A 24,505-nucleotide genomic window follows, 5' to 3' on the forward strand; every position below is an offset into this window, starting at 1 on the left:
TTTTATGAAATAAATTACTGTAAATGTTATATCTTTACCAAGAAATCAACTAACAAAAACACAATTATGTTAAGACATCTATTCTTTTCGCTAAGCCTTGCTTCAGCATGTCTGCTGACAGGTTGCCACAATGAAAAACATTTCATAAACGATTCGGACTACAGATTAAAGGTAGAAAACGACTTTGCAGAAAAAAAGACAATACTGAAAAACGGAAATCTGTTCGAAATATTCAATACAGAAATGACTGCCCAAGAAAAAGAAGCATTACAGTTTCTTTATGCCTATATGCCACTAAGCGACATAGCAGACAATTCCGGTGATTTCTTCCTTGAAAATATCCGTCTTTCATTCAAGACAAGAGAAGCCTCATCATGGGGAAAGAGTATCCCCGAAGATATCTTCAGACATTTTGTACTACCCATAAGAGTAAACAACGAAAATCTTGACAATTCGAGAGCATATTTTCAGAACGAATTATGGCCAAGAGTAAAAAATCTGTCAATGCATGACGCCGTACTCGAAACCAACCACTGGTGTCATGAAAAAGCCACTTATACTCCATCCGACAGCCGTACAAGTTCTCCACTGGCTACAATAAAGACAGCCTACGGAAGATGCGGTGAAGAATCTACACTACTTGTCGCAGCACTCCGTGCCATAGGCATCCCGGCACGCCAGGTATATACACCCCGTTGGGCACACACAGACGACAACCATGCATGGGTAGAAGCATGGGTGGACGGCAAATGGTGTTTTCTCGGAGCATGCGAACCGGAACCTGTACTTAACCTGGGATGGTTCAACTCGCCCGCAAGCAGAGGAATGCTTATGCACACAAAAGTATTCGGATCGTACAGCGGAAAAGAAGAAAAGATGATTCAGACTGCCAACTATACAGAAATAAACATCATAGAAAATTATGCATACAAATCGTCTGTCACCGTTACAGTAAAAGACGAGAAAGGAAATGCTGTAGAAGGAGCGAACGTAGAGTTCAAACTATACAACTATGCAGAATTCTTCACTGTATATAAGCAGAAAAGCAATGCACAGGGACAGGTTTCACTATCAGCCGGTCTTGGCGACATGATGGTATATGTTTCTAATGGTGATAAGTTCGGTTTTAGAAAAGTATCATTCGGAAAAGAAAAGACAGTAGAAATCATTCTGGGACACAATGTAAATGATGCCTATTGTGAAAATATGGATATAGTGCCTCCTGCAGAGAATACCAAACTACCGTCCGTAACAGAAGAACAACGCAACGAGAATGATATAAGACTACATCATGAAGATTCCATCAGAAATGCCTATATAGCTACATTCCCAAATAGGGAGAGCATTGATAAGTTCGCCAAAGAAAACAGTCTGAAAAACGAAGATATAGAAGGATTTATCATAAAGTCAAGAGGTAATTATGCTGAAATCATGGAATTCCTGAGTAATTCTTCAAAAAACGAAATGTACAAAAAAGGGATAGAGTTATTAAAGAACATCACCGACAAAGACTTGAGAGATACACCATGCAGCGTTCTTGAAGACCACCTCTACAATACTCCGAACGACGCCAGTGCGGAATATGTGCTTTGTCCGCGTGTAGATAATGAACTTCTCACCCCCTACCGTTCATTCCTGCAGAAAGAAATTCCGGAAAGTCTGAAATCTGAATTCACATCAAATCCTCAAACTCTTGTAAAATGGTGCTCGGACAGCATTACCGTAAGAAATGACCTGAACAAAGGCGGTGCTCCTACATCACCTATAGGAACATGGAGATGCAGGATTGTAGATTCCCAATCACGCGAAATATTCTTTGTGGCAGCTGCCAGAAGCCTCAGCATACCGGCATGGAAAGACGCCGTAACAGGAAATATCTATTATACCGACAATGACAAAACTCATCAGGTTGATTTCGAAATATCAGAAACTTCAAAAACTCCAGAAGGAACACTGATAGCTACATATAAGCCTATCCCGAGACTGAACGATCCAAAATATTATACCCACTTCACAATATCAAAATATGAGGAAGGCAGTTTCAAACTGCTGAACTATCCTGAAAATGCAACATGGAGTTCATTGCTGAAAAACGGTCTTAAAATTGAAGAAGGATACTATATGCTCACTACCGGCAGCCGTCTGGCAAACGGAAGTGTCATGAGTAATGTTTCATTCTTCACTGTAGAAAAAGATAAAGAAACAAAAATAGAACTGACCATGCGCGACAATGCTGAAGAAATAAGAGTTATCGGCAATTTCAACTCCGAACTGAAATACACCGATATCACCACAAAAACAGAAACATCCATACTCTCTACCACAGGAAGAGGATATTTCGTTGTCGGCATATTGGGTACTGGTCAGGAACCTACAAACCACGCGCTGAAAGATATAGAAATCAAAAAGGAAGAATTTGAAAAATGGGGACGCAAAATGATACTGTTATTCCCTGACGAAAAGTCTTACAGAAAATTCTCTCCAACCGATTTTCCAAATCTTCCTTCAAATATTGTTTACGGTATAGACACCAACAATGCTATAAGAAACGAGATTTCACAGAACATGAAACTCTCAAACGGAGGCAATCTGCCAATATTCATTATCGGCGATACATTCAACCGCGTTGTCTTCCAGATTGACGGTTACACAATAGGAACAGGCGAACAGCTTATCAGAACAATCAACGGTCTGTAAGCGCATCAATTGTGTTTCTTACACGGGCAGCGGTAGTCACCGGAGTGAGATACTCATCTACCGTCACCGTTCCACCCATAGACAGAGCCGGATTGCGATACAGCATCCGGCTTTCCTTATTCTCACGTGCGGAGAAATGGAATTCCGAAGCCCCAGTTTTAGCTGCCAGTTCGCGAATATTTCCTTCATTAACTCCGCAGCCAGGCATTATAATAATCCTGCCGGCAGACTGTTTCACAAGCGACGCAAGCAACTCTGCTCCCTCGGCGGCTGTAGGTTGCTGACCGGAAGTAAGTATTCTTGACACTCCCATCCCGATAAGGCTTTCCATAACTTCAGCCGGATGGCGAACATAATCGAATGCCCGATGGAATGTAATATTCATTCCTTCAGACGCCTTAACCAAACGTGTCATTGCAGGCATGTCAAGTTCAGCTTCAGGAGTCAGACAGCCGAACACCACTCCATCAGCACCCGCCGCTTTCACAGCACGTATATCCTCTTCCATTATATCCAACTCCAATGGAGAATAGACAAAGTCTCCCCCGCGCGGACGTATTATGACGTGCAGTTTTATATCCAGCAACCGTCTGGCAAGTCTGACCTCCCCTATTGAAGGAGTTGTTCCTCCTTCAGGCATTGAGGCACAGAGTTCAACACGATGCGCTCCACCTTCCTGGGCCGCAAGACAACTTTCCACCGAATTGGCACAAATTTCAAAAGTATATTCCATAGCTACATTTATAAAAAAAGTGCGGATTACACTCATCATACTTGACAAACATCCAGTATAATCAACGTAATACGCACTCGAAAAGTTTGTACGCCCATGGGGAGTCGAACCCCAATCGATGGAACCGGAATCCATTATTCTATCCATTGAACTATGGGCGCATTCTATTTTAATATTATGAAATCGGGTACAAAAATAATAAGTTTATCGGAATTAGGAAACAAAGTTCCATGTAAAATACTATCAATAAGAAGTAAAACCTACGCTTACGAATGACAATTATTCAATAATCTTACTCAATATATAAACTTTTTGATAACTTTTTCGTTATAATAATTGCATATTTACAAAATATACCTATCTTTGCCAACAAAACTAATAACACTAAATCATGAGTTACTTAATAAAACCTGCCAACTATAAGGCTCTGCTTGACATGAAACAGACAGAGCTTGGCATCAAACAAATAAAAGAATTTTTCCAACAGAACCTTTCGTCCGAGCTCAGACTACGCCGTGTCACCGCACCATTATTCGTACTGAAAGGAATGGGTATAAACGATGACCTTAACGGAGTGGAACGCGCTGTTTCTTTCCCTATCAAGGACTTGGGCGACCAACAGGCAGAAGTTGTACATTCACTTGCAAAATGGAAAAGAATGACACTGGCCGATTATAACATCGGTCCCGGATATGGTATCTATACCGACATGAATGCAATACGTGCAGATGAAGAATTGGGCAACCTCCATTCATTATATGTCGATCAGTGGGACTGGGAAAGGACTATCACACCGGAACAAAGGAATATAGATTTCCTGAAAAGCATAGTAACCAGAATATACTCTGCCATGCGACGCACCGAATATATGATATGCGAAATGTATCCGCAGATAAAATCTTTCCTTGCACACGACATACAGTTCATACATTCAGAAGAACTTTTACAAATGTATCCAGACAAGACTCCTAAAGAAAGGGAAAATCTGATTACGAAAAAATATGGTGCCGTATTCATTATAGGTATAGGATGCAAGCTTAGCAATGGCGAGCCTCATGACCTTCGTGCCCCTGACTATGACGATTATTCCACTATAGATCCGGCAACCGGACTGCCGGGACTCAACGGTGACCTTCTGGTATGGAACGAAGTGCTGGGACGTGCCATAGAGCTTTCGTCAATGGGTATCCGCGTTGACAAGGAAGCACTGTTACGCCAATTGGAACTTTCAGGAAAAGAGGACCGAAAGGAATTATATTTCCACAAAAGACTTCTGAACGGCTCACTGCCACTGAGCATCGGCGGTGGTATAGGACAGTCACGTCTGTGTATGCTATATCTGAAAAAGGCACATATAGGCGAAATACAAGCCAGCATATGGCCTGAAAGCATGAGAAAAGAATGTGAAGAACACGGCATGACACTTATTTAGGCAAACAGGTAAAAATAAATATATTTATCCAACGGAGTTCAGTGACCACGTTAAGTGGCAAACAGAACTCCGTTGTTTTTTTATTTATAAAATATTACCTTTGCGAATACAATAAAACAACTGAATATAAAAACAACAATGAACGTACAGATAGAAGAATCATGGAAGGAAGCATTAATGCCGGAATTCTCGAAAGACTATTTTATACGGCTGACAGATTTCGTGAGAAAAGAATATCACGAAACTACCGTCTATCCGCCAGGAAAACTCATATTCAATGCTTTCAACCTGTGTCCTTTTGACAAGGTAAAGGTAGTAATTATCGGACAGGATCCTTATCATGGTCCCGGTCAGGCACATGGATTATGTTTCTCGGTAAATGACGGGATCCAACCTCCGCCTTCACTAGTGAATATATTCAAGGAAATAAACAATGACCTTGGCAAACCAATCCCACAAAGTGGCAATCTTACCAGATGGGCAGAACAGGGCGTACTATTGCTCAATGCTACACTGACAGTACGTGCGCATCAGGCCGGCTCACACCAGAGAAGAGGATGGGAAGAGTTTACAGACGCAGTCATCAGAAAACTGGCAGAAGAAAAAAGCAATCTTGTGTTCATCCTGTGGGGTGCTTATGCTCAGAAGAAAGGAGCATTCATTGACAGAAGCAAACATCTTGTCCTGACATCCGTTCACCCTTCGCCATTGTCGGCACACAGCGGTTTCTTCGGAAACCACCATTTCAGCCTTGCCAATGACTATCTTGTAAAAAACGGCAAGACAGCCATCGACTGGTGACAATGTATTAATACCAAGTAACCGCACTACCGGTATTGCTTCGCTGATCCCATTTAAGGGCATCAGTAAGCATGCTGGAGTTGGCGCGGATAGTAAAGTTATACGAAGTATAAGGTCCGAACACCAATCCGCAACTCATATTGAAACAGTGAAGGTCACGGGTTATATTAAGCGTAGTCATTGACAATTCTTTTGTAGTAAAGTCATATCCGGTAGAATAATTCATATTCCAGCGGCTACCAATCTTAAAGTTACCTGAGATATTAAGCGAATGTGTCAGTTTATACGGATATCTCATGGTTTTGATATTTATCTTCTTTTTGTCCGAATTATCTTCACGAATGCTATAGCTATAGCTTAAACTTACACTCCAAGGAAGCTTAAATGCCATATATCCGTCAGGACTGATAGAAGCAGCCTCAGTCTTTCTCATATTCGAATTATTCTGTTCCTGTTCTTCCGTCTTTTCTTCGTCATTCTCATCTTCACTGTCATTCTCGCCATCCTTCTTTCCGTCTTTTTCATCTTTCTTTCCGAACAGCTTCTTGAATGTGTCATTATTCAGAGTATAAGAGAACGAACCGCTATATCCCTGGAATCGTCCGAAACGTCCGTACGACCATTCTGTGCGGTCACCCACAACGACATTACCATTCTTATCGAACTCATAAGCATATGTAGCGAACGAAGCATTCATATTGAAAGTATAGTTCTTGGTAAGTTTCAAGCGTACGTTCATGCTCAAATCGCTCCATCTCTTGTTTGCCACATCATAAGACATTGACGCTCCCAACTGGTCAACAAGACTTATCTTCCTGTATCCGGTAGTATCACGATCCGATTTCATCTTCATTTCGATGTTATTGTCAACAGAGAATGAGATGTTCTGCGACATAGTCTTTCCCGGAGTACCGTATGTCATACCGTCATAGAGTGAATATTCCACTGTACGTACCTCTCCGTTTTCGTCGGTATAGGTATATGTGTCATAATATCCGAATCTCTTCGTTCCGAAGTTCGGCGTATAAGTATAGCTTACCGTAGGAGTAAACACATGACGTACCTGTATTTCCTTGCTCTTCATGAAAAGAGGCTTGTACATACCGTAAAGTTTGGTATTCATCTGTACGGACATGTTATAGTCATACACACGGTTAAATCCGTTTATTGTATCCTTACGTATATGGTCCGAAGTATTCAGAGTCGGGTCATAACTCCTCTTTATCTTGTTAAGATACCATCTTTCAGTATAGTTGAACGACGGAACAATGTTTATGTACTTGAACAAATTGAAAGTAGCAGAGATTGGTATCTTGTGCTGAAATCCGTTTTTCCATTGTGTAAGAGGAGTCTTGAACAGAAGGTTGTCCTTTGTGTTTACACTGTTTGTCATGGCTCCTGTATATTGGAATGAAATCTTTTCATACCAACGCTCGTCACCTGCAGATTTCTTGCGCTTGAACGGATATATACGGTTCAATGAGATGTTCACGTCAGGCAACGTCATGTTAATAGACGAATCTCGTGTATTCTGAGTGATATTGAACGATCCGGAGATATTAAGACCTATTTCCGGAAAACTGCGTGAGTAACTGATACTTGAAGCCTTGGTATTCTGGGCATACTGCTGAGGATTATACAAACTGTTCAAGCTGGAACGGTCGTAACTACTTGTAGCAAAGTTCACACTTGCCGAGAACGAGCTGTTAGGGCTTGCCTTGGCATCCTGACGATGGCTCCACTGGATACGGAAGTCTTTCGATACGGAATAGTCCGGCATTCCCTTGTCACCTGTCTTGGTAACAATATAGCTTGCATTGAACGAACCGCTGAACTTATATCTCTTGTTATAGTTGGATGCAGCAGAAAGTCCCCACGAACCTTTTGTAAAGATTTCACCCAGAACCTTCAAGTCCATCTTGTCACTTATGGCAAAGTAGTAACCGCCATCACGAAGATAGAATCCACGGTTAAGCTCATCACCATAGCTAGGCATGATGAAACCTGATGAATAACTGCTGTTAAACGGGAAAAAACCAAAAGGAACAGCTATAGGCAAAGGAACATCTTCCACCACAAGATGGGCAGGTCCGAAAACCACATTTTTCTTCGGGCGTACTTTTGCCATAGACAATTGCAGATAGAAGTGAGGATGTTCGTGATTGTCACAGGTAGTATATCGGCCATGCTGCATATAGATTTCGTCTTCAGCACCTTTCTTTGCGTCACGGCTTGTCACGTATCCCTCTCCCTGCTGTGTCACGATACTGTTTATAAAACCTTTCTTGGTCTTGAAGTTATATCGCATTATCTTTGATTCGTATGGAGTCTCACCATCCTTGAATACTGGCAGACCGGACTCAACCCCAGCCGTATCCTTCACACCTCTGGCATATACAGTATTACTGTCCATGTTCATTGTGATAACAGCGGAAGTAAGTTCTATCTTCTGATAATTAACCTTTCCTGAACCGTAAAGATGAGCAAAACCTCCCTTTGTAAATACAATAGAATCGCTTGCTTCATATACCACAGGAGCGTCCAGGGCATCCTTATTTTTTGCCGTATCAGAAGCCAAAGAGTCCGATGATAGAGAATCAACAGAAAGGGAATCAATATTTAACGAATCGGTTTTTATTTCGGACGATACATTCCTACCCGAACGCCTTCCCCTAACCCTCTGCGCCTCAGCGTAGAAAGTGGAAACAAGACCGAGCAGAAACAATATTATAAATATGTATGTAGTTCTTTTAAACGATGTCATTATATATCTTTTTCGCGATAAGCGATACAAAAGTAAGCATTATCACTTAAATAACACTATAAGCAATTGGTTTTTAAAGTATTTTTACGACAAAATAAATATTACAAGAACATCTCGCACCACTTGTCAAACCTTACAAGTCCTTCTTCGCCATGCTTTTCTATACTCTTGCGGGCTTTTTCCAACGACTTTTCATTATCAAGTTTTGTCTTTGAGAAAAACTTGTCGGCAAAACATATAATCTGCTCTTCCAGGCTTACAGGAAGCATATCCCTATGCGGAACAGGAAGGTCACGCTCAACGATAGCTTTCAACGACAGACCGGCACCGGTATGACGCTCGCACACCAATGCATGACGTGGATATCCTTCCTTTCGTACAAGATCGGCACCCAGATAACCATGACATATATACGGATAAGTGCCGTAACAATATATACTGTCGGCATCTGTAAGGAATATACCTATATCATGAAGCATTGCAGCCTCTTCTATAAACTGCATGTCCAGATTCAGCTCCGGATGCTTACGTGCCATCTCCAGAGCCTTGTCTGCCACCGAACGGCTGTGTTTCAAAAGAATCTTTTTAAGTTCGTTATCTTCGGGATAATATTTATCAATCAGTGCTATTGGGTTCATAACTGGAAACTTATTATATTTGCATTATTATAATTCGATTTACAAAACTAATAAATAATATCGTCCAATCATGAAATATCTCGTTATTTTACTATTAATTTCTTTCTCCGGCATATGTGGAGCTGCAAACATACAGAACGGAGCCGACCAAATAGAGACACTGATATCTTTAATCAATAATAAAAGAATTGCCCTTGTGGCAAACCAGACTTCGCTTGTCGGCAGTACTCACCTGCTTGACACATTATGCTCCTTAGGTCAAAGACCTGTGGCTCTGTTTGCGCCTGAACACGGCTTCAGAGGTAAGGCCGATGCCGGAGAGACAGTGAAGGACGGCAAGGACGTAAAAACCGGAACTCCCATTATTTCTCTGTATGGAAAAAACAAGAAACCATCTGCCACAGCGCTGGCTGACATTGATATGATAGTGTTCGACATTCAGGATGTAGGAGCAAGATTCTACACATACATAAGTACTTTATATTATGTGATGCAGGCTTGTGCCGAAAACGGTAAGGAACTTGTAGTGCTCGACCGCCCTAATCCTTGCGACTATGTTGACGGACCTATCCTGAAAAAGGAATACAAAAGTTTTGTAGGAATGTTGCCTATCCCTGTGCTGCACGGATGTACAATGGGAGAACTGGCGGGAATGATTAACGGCGAAGGATGGCTTGGTAACAATATGAAGTGTAATTACTCAGTAATAAAGATAAAAGGATGGAAACATGGTGACCCATATTCACTTCCGGTGAAACCCTCCCCTAACCTGCCAAACGACCAGTCCATTGCCCTTTATGCATCACTGTGTCTGTTCGAGGCTACATCAGTAAGTGTAGGACGCGGAACGTATTTCCCTTTCCAGATGATAGGTTCGCCATTATTGCCAAAAGACAAGTATCCCTTTTCATTCACACCGAAAGCTTTGGAAGGTTTCGACAAAAATCCTTTGCACAAGAACACTGAATGTCATGGCATCGACCTGAGAAATACTGACGCAAAACAACTGAACGGATTTTCATTGAAATATGTCATCGAAATGTACAATGAATTCAAGAAAATGAACAAATCCGAATCATTCCTTACACGCCCCAAATGGTTCGATCTGCTGATGGGAACCAATCAGGTAAGACTGGATATGCTAAATGGTAAATCGGAAAAAGAGATACGTTCTGCATGGCTTGAAGACATGAACAAGTACAAGGAAATGCGTAAAAAATATATGCTATATTAAGCGTGCGCACGTTCGACCTAAAACGGGCGTCCATTTTAATCAAAACGGGCGTCCATTTTACCTTAAACGTGCGCACGTTTTTTCCGGGTATAAAATATGCCGTATAATCATTAAAAGCAACACATAAAAAATCGGGCTAAATACCGTTTAAACAGTATTCAAACACTATTTAAACGGTATTTAGCCCGATTTATATTCTAAAACGAAGTATTATTTCTTCTTCAGCTTCTGCATCATACCTGCCATCTTGCTGCCAGTAACCATCTTCATCATCTTACGAGTCTGGTCGAACTGCTTGAGAAGGCGGTTAACTTCCTGAATGTTTGTACCACTACCTTTTGCGATACGCATACGGCGCGAACCGTTCAGGATTTCAGGATGAGTACGTTCTTCAGGAGTCATAGAATAGATGATTGCCTCAATGCTCTTGAAGGCATTGTCGTCAATATCAATATCCTTGATAGCCTTACCCACACCAGGAATCATGGAAGCAAGTTCCTTGATGTTACCCATCTTCTTGATCTGGTTTATCTGTGTAAGGAAGTCATTGAAGTCGAACTGGTTCTTCTGGATTTTCTTCTGAAGACGTTTAGCTTCTTCTTCGTCGTACTGTTCCTGCGCACGTTCAACGAGTGATACGATATCACCCATACCGAGGATACGGTCTGCCATACGTGCAGGGTGGAACAAATCTATTGCATCAAGCTTTTCGCCTGTACCTACAAACTTGATAGGCTTGTTAACTACAGTACGGATAGAAAGTGCGGCACCACCACGGGTATCACCATCCAGCTTAGTAAGAACTACACCATTGAAGTCAAGGCGTTCATTGAACTCGCGTGCTGTGTTTACAGCATCCTGACCTGTCATTGAATCGACTACAAACAGTGTTTCATCAGGATTGATCGCTTTCTTGATAGCCTCAATCTCATTCATCATCTGTTCGTCGATAGCAAGACGACCGGCTGTATCGACAATCACCAGGTCATAACCTTTAGCTTTTGCTTCATGGATAGCATTCAATGCAATCTGTACAGGATCTTTGCTGTCCGGTTCAGAATAAACAGGAACTTCAATCTGCTGTCCAAGCACCTTCAGCTGTTCGATGGCTGCAGGACGGTAAACGTCGCAGGCTACCAACAGAGGCTTACGGTTTTTCTTGGTTTTCAGCATACGTGCCAACTTTCCTGAGAAAGTAGTCTTACCTGAACCCTGGAGACCTGACATAAGTATCACTGCAGGGTGTCCTTTAAGTTCAAGCTCAGCTGTTTCACCACCCATCAGTTTGGTAAGTTCGTCATGAACAATCTTAACCATCAACTGACTTGGCTTAACTGCAGTAAGCACGTTCTGTCCCAAGGCTTTCTCCTTTACTGTATCTGTAAAGTTTTTCGCAACCTTATAGTTCACGTCGGCATCAAGCAAAGCACGACGTACATCTTTCAGAGTCTCGGCAACATTGATTTCGGTGATTTTACCTTCACCTTTCAATATCTTAAACGACCTCTCAAGTCTTTCACTTAAATTATCGAACATATATTATTTTGATTTTTCTTAATTTCTTCTATTTCAACGGGGTGCAAAAATACATAAAAAAACTTAGAGCCCGTTTTAATTTTCCATAAAAAAGAGTTTATAACCCATTTTTCGCTTTGTTTTGAGTTTCTTTTTGGTCTATTTCCCAGCTTTCAATCGGCGCATAGCCCGCTATGCTTCTCACTAAAGCCGAAAAATATCCTCAAAAATAAATATCAAAACAACAGCGTACAAAATTAAAACAGGCTCTTTAACCTCAAATCTTTTTATTCTGCCATTTTGCTTTTTTCAAATATATAAGACTAAAAGTCAGCATCAACACATAATATATTATCTCTGTGGTAAAACATATCTCGACAGGCTGACGGAGAAGCATACCAACCACAACTACATAAAGAGCATAGAATATTTGGACACCGACTTCTACTCCTAGAGCAGCCTGAGTATTGCCCGTACCAGATATTCCGTTGAAATAAATATTTGCCAATGCAGCTATAAGCATTGATGCACAGACAACATAAAGTGCCGGTATAGACTCGGCTACAAGACCGGAATCACTCGTATAGATAGAGAGAATCGGATCAGGGAATATTACTGTAAGCGCAACACATACCACCATTATGAGAAATGAAATGCCTGCAATGCGGTGAAGCAGAGCTATAACCTTGTCAGTTCCTCCCGCACCTATCAGATTACTAACCAACGTATTGGCGGTAGTGGCCAATGCCTGAACCGGAATGAGCAACACTATATACACACTTCTTACGATATTGGCTATAGCCAGTTCTCTTTGTCCCAAACGCTCAAGGGCCATAAAAAACACAAACCATATTGCCATAGCAAGGAAATATTGCACCATGGTGAATGACGATATTTGCAATATCCTGCCTACCATACCGAAATCCATTCCTAAAGAACGTCTGAAACCGTATTTTCTAAGATCAATCCTGCAATATGTATATATCAGGAAGAATACCAGTGATGACGCTTCTGCTATAACGGAAGCCAAAGCTGCACCTCTGACACCCATCTCAGGCAATCCCAATTCACCGAACACCAGACCATAGTCGAGTACTACATTGACGAGTGCCATCACAACGGAACTGAGAGTCAAGACTTTCGTATTGGTGATTCCTATATAAAAAGCCCTGAACATTACATTGAGAAAAGCAAAAAGAAATCCCCATATACGCCATGTAAAAAACTGATATGTAGCTTCGTATATAGTATCGGAAGTTATAAGCATACGTATCAGCGGACCGGCAAAAATATACATAACCACAGCAAGTACTACAGCCATAAGGAAGCTGAACATACTGCCCTGCATCATGACGGGACCGACATCACGGTAGTTTCCTTCACCGTTGCGGCGCGCTATCAATATCTGCGAACCTATACTGAAACCGAATGCCACTGTATAGACACAGATATATAGGAGGCCTCCCATTGCGGCAGCTCCCAAAGCCACTTCACCTACATGTCCGAGGAAAGCAGTATCTGTAACATTGATAATATTTTGGGCAAGCAGCCCGAGAAGTATAGGATAAGTAACGCGCCAGATTTCTTTATTGGAATACATAGTCATACACGATGTTTATTCTATATTATAAATATGCAGCAAAGATACGAAAAGAACTCTTCAATACATAATTTCATATAATATTATATATGTATTCCCGATAGATGGGAAATAATTTTGTTTCACTTAAAACTATTTCATTCACACCAATATTATTGCATTACAATCAAAAATACTTGTACATACCAAACAAAAGCGCTACCTTTGCGGCTTCATAACCAATTTTTAAAGCTAAATGAATAAATTTTTATTATTAGGCGCAACGGCGCTTATCGTTTCAAACACAACTTTCGCAGGAGATTATCTGACTAACACAAACCAACATGCGGCATTTTTGAGAATGGCAGCACGTGGAGCGTCAATAGATGTTGACGGAGTTTACAGTAACCCTGCAGGTCTTTCTTTCCTGAAAGAAGATGGCTTCCATCTTTCTCTGACAGGACAGAGTGCATATCAGACTAGGGAAATAAGCGCTACATCAGGATTGTGGACACTCGACGGACAAAGTACAACACAAAATTATAAGGGAACCGCATCGGCACCTATAATTCCTTCGTTTCATGGTCTATACAAAAAAGGTGACTGGACTGTTTCTGCAGCATTTGCAATAACAGGAGGTGGAGGTAAGGCATCGTTCAGCAACGGACTTCCTATGTTCAACGCACTTGCCACCGGATTGATACAGCAAAAGACTCAGGGCTTGGTTAAACCTTCAATGTATGACATAAACTCTGCCATGGACGGAAAACAATACATCTATGGTGTACAGCTTGGTTTCAGCTATAAGATAAACGACTGGCTGTCTGTATATGCAGGTGGCAGAATGAACTATATGACCGGAGGATATGAAGGTTATCTCAACGCATCACTCACAGAACAATATGCAGCCATGGCTCCTGCTTTGGGACTTCAGGACGCAACCATAGCGGATATCAATCTGAAATGTGACCAAAAGGGATGGGGAATAACTCCTATTCTAGGTGCTGACTTCAAGCTCAACAAACTTAACATCGGCTTGAAATATGAATTTAAGGCAAACCTAAACATTGAAAATGTTTCAAGCAAGATGGAACTGATTAATGTAGATGAAGCATACCTGGCAGACTACAAAGAAGGAGTAAATACGCCAAGCGACATTCCTTCAATGCTTTCAGTTGCAGCCGGATATGAGTTCTTACCTAATCTGCGTGCTTCGGTAGAATACCATTTCTTTGATGACAAGCATGCAGGAATGGCTTCGGACAGACAGAAAACACTTAATCATGGTACACACGAATATTTGGCCGGTATAGAATGGGATGTAATGAAATATATTACTGTCAGCGGTGGCTTCCAGAAAACCAACTACGGACTCAGTGATGATTTCCAGACAGACACAAGCTTCTACTGCGATTCATATTCATTAGGTTTCGGAGCCAGAATCTATCTGAGCAAGTCACTGAATATGGATATCGCCTACTTCTGGACAAACTATAGTGACTATACAAAAGAGTCTGACAATTATTACAATACAGGCACTAAAGGAACAAATATCTATAGCCGTACCAACAAGGTGTTTGGACTCAGCTTGAACTATAATTTCTGATAACTTTTTACTTAAAAACCAAAAGCCGTTTGTAGATGCAAATCCAACTACAAACGGCTTATTTTTTATCTTAATTCTTCAATAAGAATTACCAAACTCTACAACGGTTTTCAGGTGCAAGATACATTGAATCTTTTTCAGTGATACCGAATGCTTCGTACCATGCATCAACATGTGGAAGAGCACCGTTCACACGCCATTCGCCAAGTGAGTGAGGATCTGACTTAGTACGTGAGCGGATTTCCTCTTCGCGGATATTACCGGCCCAAAGTGTAGCGTATGCGATGAAGAAACGCTGGTCAGCAGTAAATCCGTCTTCTTCAGGAAGAGGGTTGTTCTTTGTTGCATTCTTATAAGCAAGATAAGAAACATTCAAACCTCCGTGGTCTGCTATGTTTTCACCCAAAGTCAACTGTCCGTTGGCCTTCAATCCCGGGAGAACTTCAATGTTGTTGAAGAAGTCAACCATTACTTTTGTACGTTCATTGAAACGGTCACCGTCACCTTCAGCCCACCAGTCTTTCAAGTTACCGTCCTTGTCATACTGACGTCCCTGATCATCGAATCCGTGTGTCATTTCATGACCGATTACAACACCGATAGCACCATAATTAAAAGCATCGTCAGCATTCATGTCAAAGAACGGATACTGAAGAATTGCGGCAGGGAAACAGATTTCGTTAGTCTGAGGATTGTAATATGCATTTACAGTCTGAGGACTCATCAACCATTCATCCTTGTCAACAGGTTTTCCGATACGGCTGAACATATCTTTTGTGCCCCACTGTGCAGCACGGCATACATTTGCCCAGTATGAATCTTTCTCGATGTTAAGATCTGAATAGTCTTTCCATTTGTCAGGATAACCTACTTTTACGTGGAATGTAGAAAGTTTCTCCATAGCTCTTACCTTAGTGTTGTCGCTCATCCATTCCTGTGCCTGGATACGTTCGCCAAGAGCAGACTGAAGATTCTTAACCAATGCCACCATACGTTCTTTGGCAGCTGCCGGGAAATATTTCTCTACATACATCTGACCTACGATCTCGCCCAACATGCCGTTAACGGCATTAACGGCACGTTTCCAACGTGGCTGGTTTGCCTGACGGCCAGACAATACCTTACCGTAGAAATCAAATCTTGCAGCTACGAAATCATCGCTCAGATAATTTGCTGCAGCATCAAGAAGATTGTACTGCAGATAAGAGATATGACGTGAAAGAGGCAAAGTATTGATAAGATTTTCCACTTCCTTGATAGGCTCAATCTGCTCTACGTTGAGTTCTGTCACACCTTCTACTCCCAAAGCCTTGAGATAAGCATCCCAATCTATTCCAGGGAAAGTCTTCTTCAAGTCATCGTACGACATTTTATGATAGTTGGCTTCAGGATTACGACGTTCTACTGCGCTGTAAGAAGCCTTTGCAATAGCTGTTTCAACTTCCATCACATCAGCCATTTTCTGTTTAGCCTCATCTTCTGAGAAACCAGCCAATGTGAAAAGCTTAGTGATATACAGTTTGTACTGTTCACGGATAGCGGTTGTACTTTCGTCTGTATCAAGATAGTATTCCTTTTCTCCAAGGTTAATACCTCCCTGGGCAATCTGGAAGATATTCAAAGTACTGTTCTTTGGATCACCATATACATAGTTGCTGAAATATGTACCAATACCGTTGTTGAACATTTCAGCCTTAACCTGCATAATCTGGTTCTTATCAGATATTGCAGCTATTCTGTCAAGCATAGGTTTGATTGGAGCTATACCATCAGCATTAAGCTTTATGCTGTCCATTGCCAGATTATACAAGTCTCCGATTTTCTGTCCCTGGCTTCCAGCCTGATTTTCCTTTGAAGCAAATCCTTCGATCATTTCTTTCAACTGCTTCTGGTTGTCTTCCATAAGCATTTCGAATGCTCCATAGCGTGAGTATTCAGCTGTAAGAGGATGCGAATCATTAAAACCTCCACAAGCGAAACGGAAGAAATCATTTCCCGGAACTGCTGTTGTGTCAAGGTTGGCAAGGTTTATTCCTGTGCTCACCTTTGCTTCCTTCTGGCCTGCACATCCGGACAGTGCGGCTACAGCCAATGCTGCAAAAGCAATACAATGTTTAGTTTTCATAAATTAATATTTAGTTATAGTTCTGTTTTAAGTTCATCAATTTCCATCAGTGCCGTCTCCCACTCTTCCTCAATCTGGGAAATCTGGTTTTTCAAATCCTGATGCTGTTCATAGAGTTTCATGTCGGATGCTCCCTCAGGAGTAGCCATCTTTTCTTCCAGTTGCGATATTTGAGTTTCTATTTTGGAAATTCTGTCTTCACAGTCGGCAGCCTGTTTTTCCAGTTTTCTGATTTTCTTGTTCAGTTCCTTCTGTGCTTCGTAAGAAAGCTTGCTTTCCGACTGTGTCGGCTGTTGCACTTCTTTTTTCTGCGAAGAAGCTGTAGGCGACTGCGACAGATGAAGTTCATTCAGACTTTCCATTTTCTTTTTCTGAAGGAAATCGTATATACCTCCGATATGCTCTTTCACTACTCCACCACCAAACTCATATACCTTTGTTACAAGTCCATCAAGGAACTCACGGTCGTGGGATACAACAATCACCGTTCCGTCAAACTCTTTGATAGCCTCTTTCAATACATCTTTGGAACGCATATCCAAATGGTTGGTAGGCTCGTCCAGAATAAGGAAGTTCACAGGTTCAAGCAGAAGCTTTATCATTGCCAGACGGCTGCGTTCTCCTCCTGAAAGGACTTTTACCTTCTTTTCTGAAGCCTCACCTCCGAACATGAAAGCCCCAAGGATATCACGTATCTTCAGACGGATATCACCTTTTGCCACACGGTCTATTGTGTCGAATACTGTTACATTCTCATCGAGGAGTTGTGCCTGATTCTGTGCAAAATATCCTATCTGTACGTTATGTCCTATCACAAGTTTTCCCTCGTACGGAATCTGATCCATGATACACTTGACTAGTGTAGATTTACCTTCACCGTTCTTTCCTACGAAAGCAACCTTCTCACCTCTGTTTATTGTAAGTGTGACATCATGGAACACAACGTGCTCACCGTATGCCTTCTTTACATTCTCGCATATCACAGGATAGTTTCCCGAACGGATAGCAGGCGGGAATTTCAGTCGCAAAGAAGAGGTATCCTCATCGTCTATCTCAATAGGAACAATCTTTTCAAGCTGCTTTATACGGCTCTGCACCTGAACAGCCTTTGTAGCCTTATATCTGAAACGTTCGATAAACTCTTCAGTATCCTTTATTTCCTTCTGCTGGTTTTCGTATGCACGAAGCTGCTGCTCGCGGCGTTCCTTACGCAACACCACAAACTCGTCGTACGGAACCTTATAATCGTATATATGTCCGCATGATATTTCTATAGTTCTGTTCGTAACATTATTGATGAAAGCACGGTCGTGGCTGACAAGTACCACAGCTCCGGGACTCATCTTCAGGAAGTTTTCAAGCCACTGGATACTCTCTATGTCAAGATGGTTGGTAGGCTCGTCGAGCAAAAGAACGTCAGGACGACGCAACAAGAGTTTTGCAAGTTCTATACGCATTCTCCAGCCACCGCTGAATTCGGATGTAGGTCTGTCAAAATCACTCCTTGAAAATCCCAATCCCGTAAGCGTACGTTCTATCTCTGCCTTATAGTTTGTTCCTCCCATCATCATGAACCTCTCATTCTCGTGAGTGAAACGGTCTATCAGTTCGTGATAACTTTCAGAATCATAGTCTGTTCTGTCCGCCAGTTCCTGATTCATTCTGGAGATACTGTCCTGCAATTCAAAAATATGCTCGAAGGCCATTTCAGCCTCAGCCATAACAGTTCTGGTATCACTCAGTATCATTACCTGAGGCAGATACCCTATAGTAACTCCACGCTGAACCGCCACTACTCCATCAGTAGGTGATTGCAGGCCTGCAAGAATCTTTAGCATGGTAGATTTACCGGCTCCATTCTTACCGACAAGTGCTATACGGTCCTTCTTATTTATCACGTATGATACATCCTCAAACAGAGGAGTAACTCCAAACTCAACTTTTAATCCTTCTACTGAAATCATTCTCTACATATTGATTTACAAAGTGTCGGCAAAGTTAGTATTTTTACATTAAATAGGAATTATCGGTTAACAAGATTTTGTAATGAAAGCCAAAAATAAGAGACGTCCTCAATCACAGAGAACGCCTCCCAACTGAAGGATTAAATTTAAGAGAGAGATAGTAATTAATAATTTGTTTCCACAAATATATATTAAAATAAACAATTGCAAAAATTTAAAGCTTAATTCTTTCAAAATAAAAGTAAATAGATTTTATTCACAAATATTTATTCAGTAAATAAACACTTTTGCTTACGGAAAAACAAAAGCTGCTGATTTTCATTCAAACTATGAAAACCAGCAGCCAAATGTATTATAATCTTGAAAGATTATTCTTCAGTATATCTTTCAATTGTTTGTGCACGGTCAGGACCTACAGAAACAATCTTGATTGGAGTACCAAGTTGTTCTTCAAGGAATGAGATGTAAGCATTGAATTCTTCAGGGAATTCATCTTCGCTAGTCATCTTAGTCATATCAGTCTTCCATCCCGGCATTTCTACGTAAACAGGTTCTACACCTTCGTTGATATCAAATGGGAAGTAATCTATTTCCTCGCCGTTTACCTTATATGCAACACAAGCCTTGATTGTTTCGAAACCGTCAAGAACGTCGCTCTTCATAAGAATAAGCTTAGTAACACCGTTAATCATGATAGAGTAACGCAAAGCTACAAGGTCAACCCATCCGCAACGGCGTTCACGACCTGTAACAGCTCCGTATTCATGACCAAGGTCACGGATTTTCTTTCCTGTTTCATCGAACAACTCAGTTGGGAAAGGACCTGAACCAACACGTGTACAGTAAGCTTTCATGATACCGTAAACCTCGCCTATTTTGTTAGGGCCAAGACCAAGACCTGTACAAGCACCCGCACAAATAGTATTTGAAGAAGTTACGAAAGGATAAGAACCGAAGTCAACGTCAAGCATTGTTCCCTGAGCACCTTCGCAAAGAACGCTCTTACCTTCTTTAAGAAGATTGTTTATTTCGTGTTCGCTATCTACAAGATTGAACTGACGGAGATATTCGATACCTTCCATCCACTGTTTTTCAAGTTCAGTGATATCATATTCATAGTTCAGACTTTTCAAGATCTGTTCGTGACGAGCTTTTGCAGCGGCGTATTTAGCTTCGAAGTTATTCAATATGTCACCTACACGCAAACCGTTACGGCTGACTTTATCTGTATATGTAGGACCGATACCCTTACCGGTAGTACCAACTTTTGAAGCTCCCTTTGCTGCTTCGTATGCTGCATCCAGAATACGGTGTGTAGGCAATATAAGATGTGCTTTCTTAGAAATGTGCAAACGTTCCTTCAAAGGATGTCCGCTTGCCTCAAGAGCCTCTGCCTCTGCCTTGAACAATGCCGGGTCAAGCACTACACCATTACCGATAATATTTACTTTGTCACCCTGGAAAATTCCTGACGGAATAGAACGGAGAACATATTTCTGTCCTTCGAATTCCAAAGTATGACCTGCGTTAGGACCACCCTGAAAACGCGCAACTACATCATAACGTGGAGTCAAAACATCGACAACTTTACCTTTACCTTCGTCGCCCCACTGTAAACCTAACAAGACATCTACTTTCATGATTGTTATATTTATTAAAATAGTTTTTATTTATTCTTTTTTCGTTTGGAAACACATTTACTGCACAGTCCGTATATATACAACGAATAATGCGTAGGTTGGAAACCTTTCAATTTACTCTGAACTACAGCCTGCTTCAAATTTTCGTCTTCAAATTCCGAAACCTTTCCGCAAGAAGTACAAATCATATGATGATGGGTTTCATTATTATACGAACGTTCATATTGCGAAGTATTACCGAATTGGTGTTTTATAACCAGACCGGCATCTATCAGAAGAATAATAGTATTATAAAGAGTGGCACGGCTGACACGGAACTTTTCTTTCTCTTCCATATACTGAAGCAAGGTTTCTATATTGAAATGTCCCTTTATGGAATATATAGAATCAAGTATAGCATAACGCTCGGGCGTCTTACGATGTCCGTTCTTCTGTAGGTACTCTGTAAGCACCTGTTTTACCGTATCTTTTATCTTGTCTGCCATTAAAAAATATCTTCAGCCGTCAAAGTTAATATAATTTACTCAATCCAAGAAACTATTGACAATATTCTATATCATATTTTATTTCATCGATATAAAGTTTCAGTTCCGGATTGGCTGTTTTGCTTAAAAGGCCCAACTGTCTGCCCACCATTTTGGCATTCTCTTTTGACTGTGTGGCAAACTTTTTCAGAGCTGTGGCAGCAGCCTTTTTCACCATAGGTTCTCCACCTTCGATTTCAGTGAATGCCTGATCCAAAAACTCTGCCTCGGCACGTTCGTTCAACTTCATGCCCTTCATAAGAAGGCGAGTCATCAGCATATATCCGCAGAACTGGAAATAAATACGTTCGTCGGCAATCCATTTGAACACTACATCCGAAGCATAATCCACATGCTGCAATATATTCATAACGGTATATTCTGCCAATTCAGGATATTTCATGTCCTCAATCCATATTTCAGCTATATCCTTATAAAAAGAATCAACCGGCTGCAGAAGTGTAGCCATTATTTTGCACTCACGGATATTCTCTTTCCACAAAGCCTGAGCCAGTTCGTGATTTTTTTCATATCCTGCAGCAATTTCCTTGATACGGGAATATTCGATACCGAAATTCAGTTTGTAGTCCATACCCTTTTCGCGCATACTTTGCGAAATTACGCCATTCATATACAAACGGAACTTCGATTTTATATCTTTTATAATTTCTTGTACGTCGTTCATGATATTAATTCAAAGATTAGAATAATCTCGGCTATAACGAAGCATCTGTTCGGCATAACCTTCGCTATAGTCTGTTTTTACGTCTATTATATTATTGTCATCGTCTGTCACAACACTATAAACAGGATTTATAAATCCTTTATATGGAGCAAGATTAAGAGACTTGTATCTTTCAAGAACTTCAGAATGCAATTTCTGATTAACTTTTACGGCATATTTCTCTACCAGTTCACGTGCCGCCTCATAATCACCTTCGCTCTTTATTCTTTGGATTTCGGCAAGCAATTCGCAAAACAGTGAGCGCAACTTTTCGTAGTCATTTATGACAACAAATGTTTTTCCTTCTTTTACAACCATCTGCACAACACCATCTCCTGCCCCATGCTCCAAAGCCCATGCAGCAATAAGCTGACGGTTACGCATGTGCGATTCTTCAATACAGCATCCCGGCTCTATCCTGACAAGCTGAGTCATCAATCCGTTCATCATATACGAATAATATTCAGCCTTGTAAGCTTCACTGTCCGGAGTAAGGCCGAGCTCGACCATTTTTGCATCAGGTATGTAATAAAGTCCGAACAAATCAGCACGTGCCTCTTCTATTGTAGCGCCATATGCCTTCAAAGCGTCAGGATCAACGCCAGGAAGGAGTTTGCCGGAACCGTGACCGAGACATTCATGCAAGTCTGTATGAAGGTCACCTGTTATATCCGCATATTTGTCGAGCAGCTGCTTTTCATATTCACTATACACAAACTCATCTCTGAAACCGTTACCTCTGGCAGCCTTGTTATATGCATCAGTAAGATTGCCGATTGTCACTGACTTGGAACCGTGAACACTGCGAATCCAGTTTGAATTAGGAAGATTGATACCTATAGCACTGGCAGGATAAAGATCGCCCGCAAGTATGGCAGCCGTAATGACTTTTGCTGATACACCCTTAACTTCAGACTTCTTGAATTGTGAAGATACCGGCGAATGGTCTTCAAACCACTGAGCATTACTACTCAACACCTCAGTGCGGTGAGTAGCCTCCAGATCTTTAAAGTTTACTATTGACTCCCAGCTGGCTTTCATTCCGAGCGGATCGCCATAGCTTTCTATAAATCCATTTACAAAATCGATACGAGATTCTGTATCCTTTAGCCAACAAATGGAATAATCGTCAAATATTTTCAAATCTCCTGTACGGTAAAATTCTATGAGCAGACGTATAACCTCTTTCTGATGTTCATTTTCTGCTACATCCATAGCCTTCTCAAGCCAATAGACAATTTTACGGATGGCATTACCATATTCACCGTCAAGTTTCCAGACCACTTCGGTTATCTCTCCGTTTTTCTTTTCCAAACGACTGTTCATTCCGTACATGACAGGAGTCTCGTCATCCGGCGATTTCATGGCAGCATAAAAATCCTCTGCCTCCTGCTGTGTGACACCTACATAATAATTCGAAGCCGATGTCAGCAACAAGTCTTCACCATCTGCTTGATTAACACGTTTAGGCATTATGGCAGGGTCGAAAATTACAGGAAACAATTTATTACATAATCCCACCACTGTCTCTCCTTCGGACAATGGCAATTGAGATTTATCCAATGACATAACAGCATCACGAAGAAAATCCACAGAAAATCCCGGAATGAATTTGTCTGTGGAATAATGATGATGAATTCCGCTTGAGAACCAAACTCTCTTCAGATACACTTCGAACGCCAGAAATTCCGAATCTGAACGGTCGCCGTCATAATGTAAATACACAGCTTCAAGAAGACGGCGTATCTTCATGTTATACTTACCGTTCTGGTCGAACAAAATATCACGCCCGTTCAAAGCTGCTTCAGAGAGATAATAAATAAGTTTCTTCTGATTTAATGTCAAAGTTTCAAAACCATGTACTCTATATCGTAAAATCTGCAGATCGGCAAACTGCTCTACAGAATAATTAAAATTATCTTCAGGCGTTTTCATGATTTTTTCTGTATTCATTAGGAGTAATACCTACAATTCTGTAGAAAGCTGCATAAAAAGACTGACGGTTTGCAAACCCTGACATCGCACTTATTTCCTCGATGTTCTTTCCTGCATATCTTTTGTCTGAAAGCATACGTTTTGCATCCCTAATTCTATATTCATTAAGCAAGCACGAAAAATTCATTTTGAACTTGGAATTAACCACAGCTGAAAGATATCTGGTATTAGTCTTCAGTATCTTGGCCAGATCGCTGGCTGAGAAGTTAGGCTGTTTGTACTTTTTTTGCGTTACTACCAGCTCATATATCCTGTCGTAAAGTTCGTCTGCCAGTTCCGTCCTTATAAGATCTCTATAAGGTGCAGACTTTATTTTCTTTTCTCTAAGATTATATGGCATCTTCACCTGTACGTCATTTTCATTATTCATTACTTCATGATTATTTTCCATTTGTGCTGATTTATTTTAGTCCTAGTTCACATTTTTTCAATACAAATTTGTAAGATTTTTTTCAGACTACAAAATATTTGTCAACATTTTTTCGTATGTATCGACGCTGAATATTATCTTTGCACAAACAAAAACAGACTTAT

Annotated in this window: 17 protein-coding genes and 1 tRNA gene; 5 read left to right on the plus strand and 13 right to left on the minus strand. The window is 41.0% G+C overall.

Translation table 11 applies throughout. The features are described 5' to 3' along the window. Nucleotides 1–66 precede the first annotated feature (66 nt). Nucleotides 67–2,697: a transglutaminase-like domain-containing protein gene (locus tag OCV82_RS08175; protein WP_154043957.1), complete on the plus strand. Its 2,631-nt coding sequence runs from the start codon at nucleotides 67–69 to the stop codon at nucleotides 2,695–2,697. Here the strand turns inward: OCV82_RS08175 and OCV82_RS08180 are convergent. Next, complete coding sequence (locus OCV82_RS08180; RefSeq protein ID WP_154043958.1) at nucleotides 2,684–3,430, minus strand: copper homeostasis protein CutC; 747 nt, start codon at nucleotides 3,428–3,430, stop codon at nucleotides 2,684–2,686. The two genes, OCV82_RS08175 and OCV82_RS08180, sit on opposite strands and share 14 nt — an antisense overlap. An 89-nt stretch (nucleotides 3,431–3,519) precedes the next feature. Then, nucleotides 3,520–3,591: transfer RNA gene (locus OCV82_RS08185), tRNA-Arg, on the minus strand. 230 nt (nucleotides 3,592–3,821) lie between these two features. On the opposite strand from OCV82_RS08185, the gene asnA reads away from it, so the two are divergent. After that, nucleotides 3,822–4,862, plus strand: a complete 1,041-nt coding sequence (gene asnA / locus OCV82_RS08190) for an aspartate--ammonia ligase (RefSeq protein WP_154043959.1) — start codon at nucleotides 3,822–3,824, stop codon at nucleotides 4,860–4,862. Between the two features lie 138 nt (nucleotides 4,863–5,000). After that, nucleotides 5,001–5,663: a uracil-DNA glycosylase gene (gene ung, locus OCV82_RS08195; RefSeq protein WP_154043960.1), complete on the plus strand. Its 663-nt coding sequence runs from the start codon at nucleotides 5,001–5,003 to the stop codon at nucleotides 5,661–5,663. A gap of 7 nt (nucleotides 5,664–5,670) precedes the next feature. Here the strand turns inward: ung and OCV82_RS08200 are convergent, their stop codons facing one another. Both OCV82_RS08200 and OCV82_RS08205 read right to left on the minus strand, forming a co-directional pair. Then, nucleotides 5,671–8,427, minus strand: a complete 2,757-nt coding sequence (locus tag OCV82_RS08200) for a putative LPS assembly protein LptD (RefSeq protein ID WP_154043961.1) — start codon at nucleotides 8,425–8,427, stop codon at nucleotides 5,671–5,673. A gap of 101 nt (nucleotides 8,428–8,528) precedes the next feature. Then, on the minus strand, nucleotides 8,529–9,065 hold the full coding sequence (locus OCV82_RS08205) for an HD domain-containing protein (RefSeq protein WP_154043962.1): 537 nt from the start codon (nucleotides 9,063–9,065) through the stop codon (nucleotides 8,529–8,531). A 70-nt stretch (nucleotides 9,066–9,135) separates the two neighbouring features. On the opposite strand from OCV82_RS08205, the gene OCV82_RS08210 reads away from it, so the two are divergent. After that, nucleotides 9,136–10,299, plus strand: a complete 1,164-nt coding sequence (locus tag OCV82_RS08210) for an exo-beta-N-acetylmuramidase NamZ family protein (protein ID WP_154043963.1) — start codon at nucleotides 9,136–9,138, stop codon at nucleotides 10,297–10,299. A 210-nt stretch (nucleotides 10,300–10,509) separates the two neighbouring features. Here OCV82_RS08210 and ffh read toward each other — a convergent pair whose 3' ends face one another. Together ffh and OCV82_RS08220 are read right to left on the minus strand one after the other, a co-directional pair. Beyond that, nucleotides 10,510–11,835, minus strand: a complete 1,326-nt coding sequence (gene ffh, locus OCV82_RS08215; protein ID WP_154043964.1) for a signal recognition particle protein — start codon at nucleotides 11,833–11,835, stop codon at nucleotides 10,510–10,512. A 256-nt stretch (nucleotides 11,836–12,091) separates the two neighbouring features. Further along, nucleotides 12,092–13,414 carry an MATE family efflux transporter gene (locus OCV82_RS08220; RefSeq protein ID WP_154043986.1) on the minus strand — a complete coding sequence of 441 codons (1,323 nt, stop codon included), beginning with the start codon at nucleotides 13,412–13,414 and terminating at the stop codon, nucleotides 12,092–12,094. 235 nt (nucleotides 13,415–13,649) lie between these two features. Here OCV82_RS08220 and OCV82_RS08225 point away from each other — a divergent pair, with 235 nt between their 5' ends. Further along, complete coding sequence (locus OCV82_RS08225) at nucleotides 13,650–14,999, plus strand: OmpP1/FadL family transporter (RefSeq protein ID WP_154043965.1); 1,350 nt, start codon at nucleotides 13,650–13,652, stop codon at nucleotides 14,997–14,999. A gap of 88 nt (nucleotides 15,000–15,087) precedes the next feature. Here the strand turns inward: OCV82_RS08225 and OCV82_RS08230 are convergent, their stop codons facing one another. From OCV82_RS08230 to OCV82_RS08260, 7 genes are all read right to left on the minus strand, one after another. After that, on the minus strand, nucleotides 15,088–17,124 hold the full coding sequence (locus tag OCV82_RS08230; protein ID WP_154043966.1) for a M13 family metallopeptidase: 2,037 nt from the start codon (nucleotides 17,122–17,124) through the stop codon (nucleotides 15,088–15,090). Between the two features lie 14 nt (nucleotides 17,125–17,138). Next, complete coding sequence (locus OCV82_RS08235) at nucleotides 17,139–19,088, minus strand: ABC-F family ATP-binding cassette domain-containing protein (protein ID WP_154043967.1); 1,950 nt, start codon at nucleotides 19,086–19,088, stop codon at nucleotides 17,139–17,141. 368 nt (nucleotides 19,089–19,456) lie between these two features. Beyond that, a complete protein-coding gene (locus tag OCV82_RS08240; RefSeq protein WP_154043968.1) occupies nucleotides 19,457–20,728 on the minus strand; it encodes an adenylosuccinate synthase in 1,272 nt (423 codons plus the stop codon). Between the two features lie 26 nt (nucleotides 20,729–20,754). After that, entirely contained in the window at nucleotides 20,755–21,213 is a 459-nt protein-coding gene (locus tag OCV82_RS08245; protein ID WP_154043969.1) for a Fur family transcriptional regulator, read from the minus strand. A gap of 52 nt (nucleotides 21,214–21,265) precedes the next feature. After that, a complete protein-coding gene (locus OCV82_RS08250) occupies nucleotides 21,266–21,937 on the minus strand; it encodes a DNA alkylation repair protein (protein WP_154043970.1) in 672 nt (223 codons plus the stop codon). 9 nt (nucleotides 21,938–21,946) lie between these two features. Continuing rightward, a complete protein-coding gene (locus OCV82_RS08255; protein ID WP_154043971.1) occupies nucleotides 21,947–23,911 on the minus strand; it encodes a dipeptidyl-peptidase 3 family protein in 1,965 nt (654 codons plus the stop codon). Next, on the minus strand, nucleotides 23,898–24,362 hold the full coding sequence (locus OCV82_RS08260) for a helix-turn-helix domain-containing protein (RefSeq protein ID WP_235340630.1): 465 nt from the start codon (nucleotides 24,360–24,362) through the stop codon (nucleotides 23,898–23,900). The genes OCV82_RS08255 and OCV82_RS08260 overlap by 14 nt, the downstream gene beginning before the upstream one ends. Nucleotides 24,363–24,505: the final 143 nt, after the last annotated feature.

The sequence above is a fragment of the Bacteroides cellulolyticus genome (assembly GCF_025567135.1).
GTDB classification, from domain to species: domain Bacteria; phylum Bacteroidota; class Bacteroidia; order Bacteroidales; family Bacteroidaceae; genus Phocaeicola; species Phocaeicola cellulolyticus.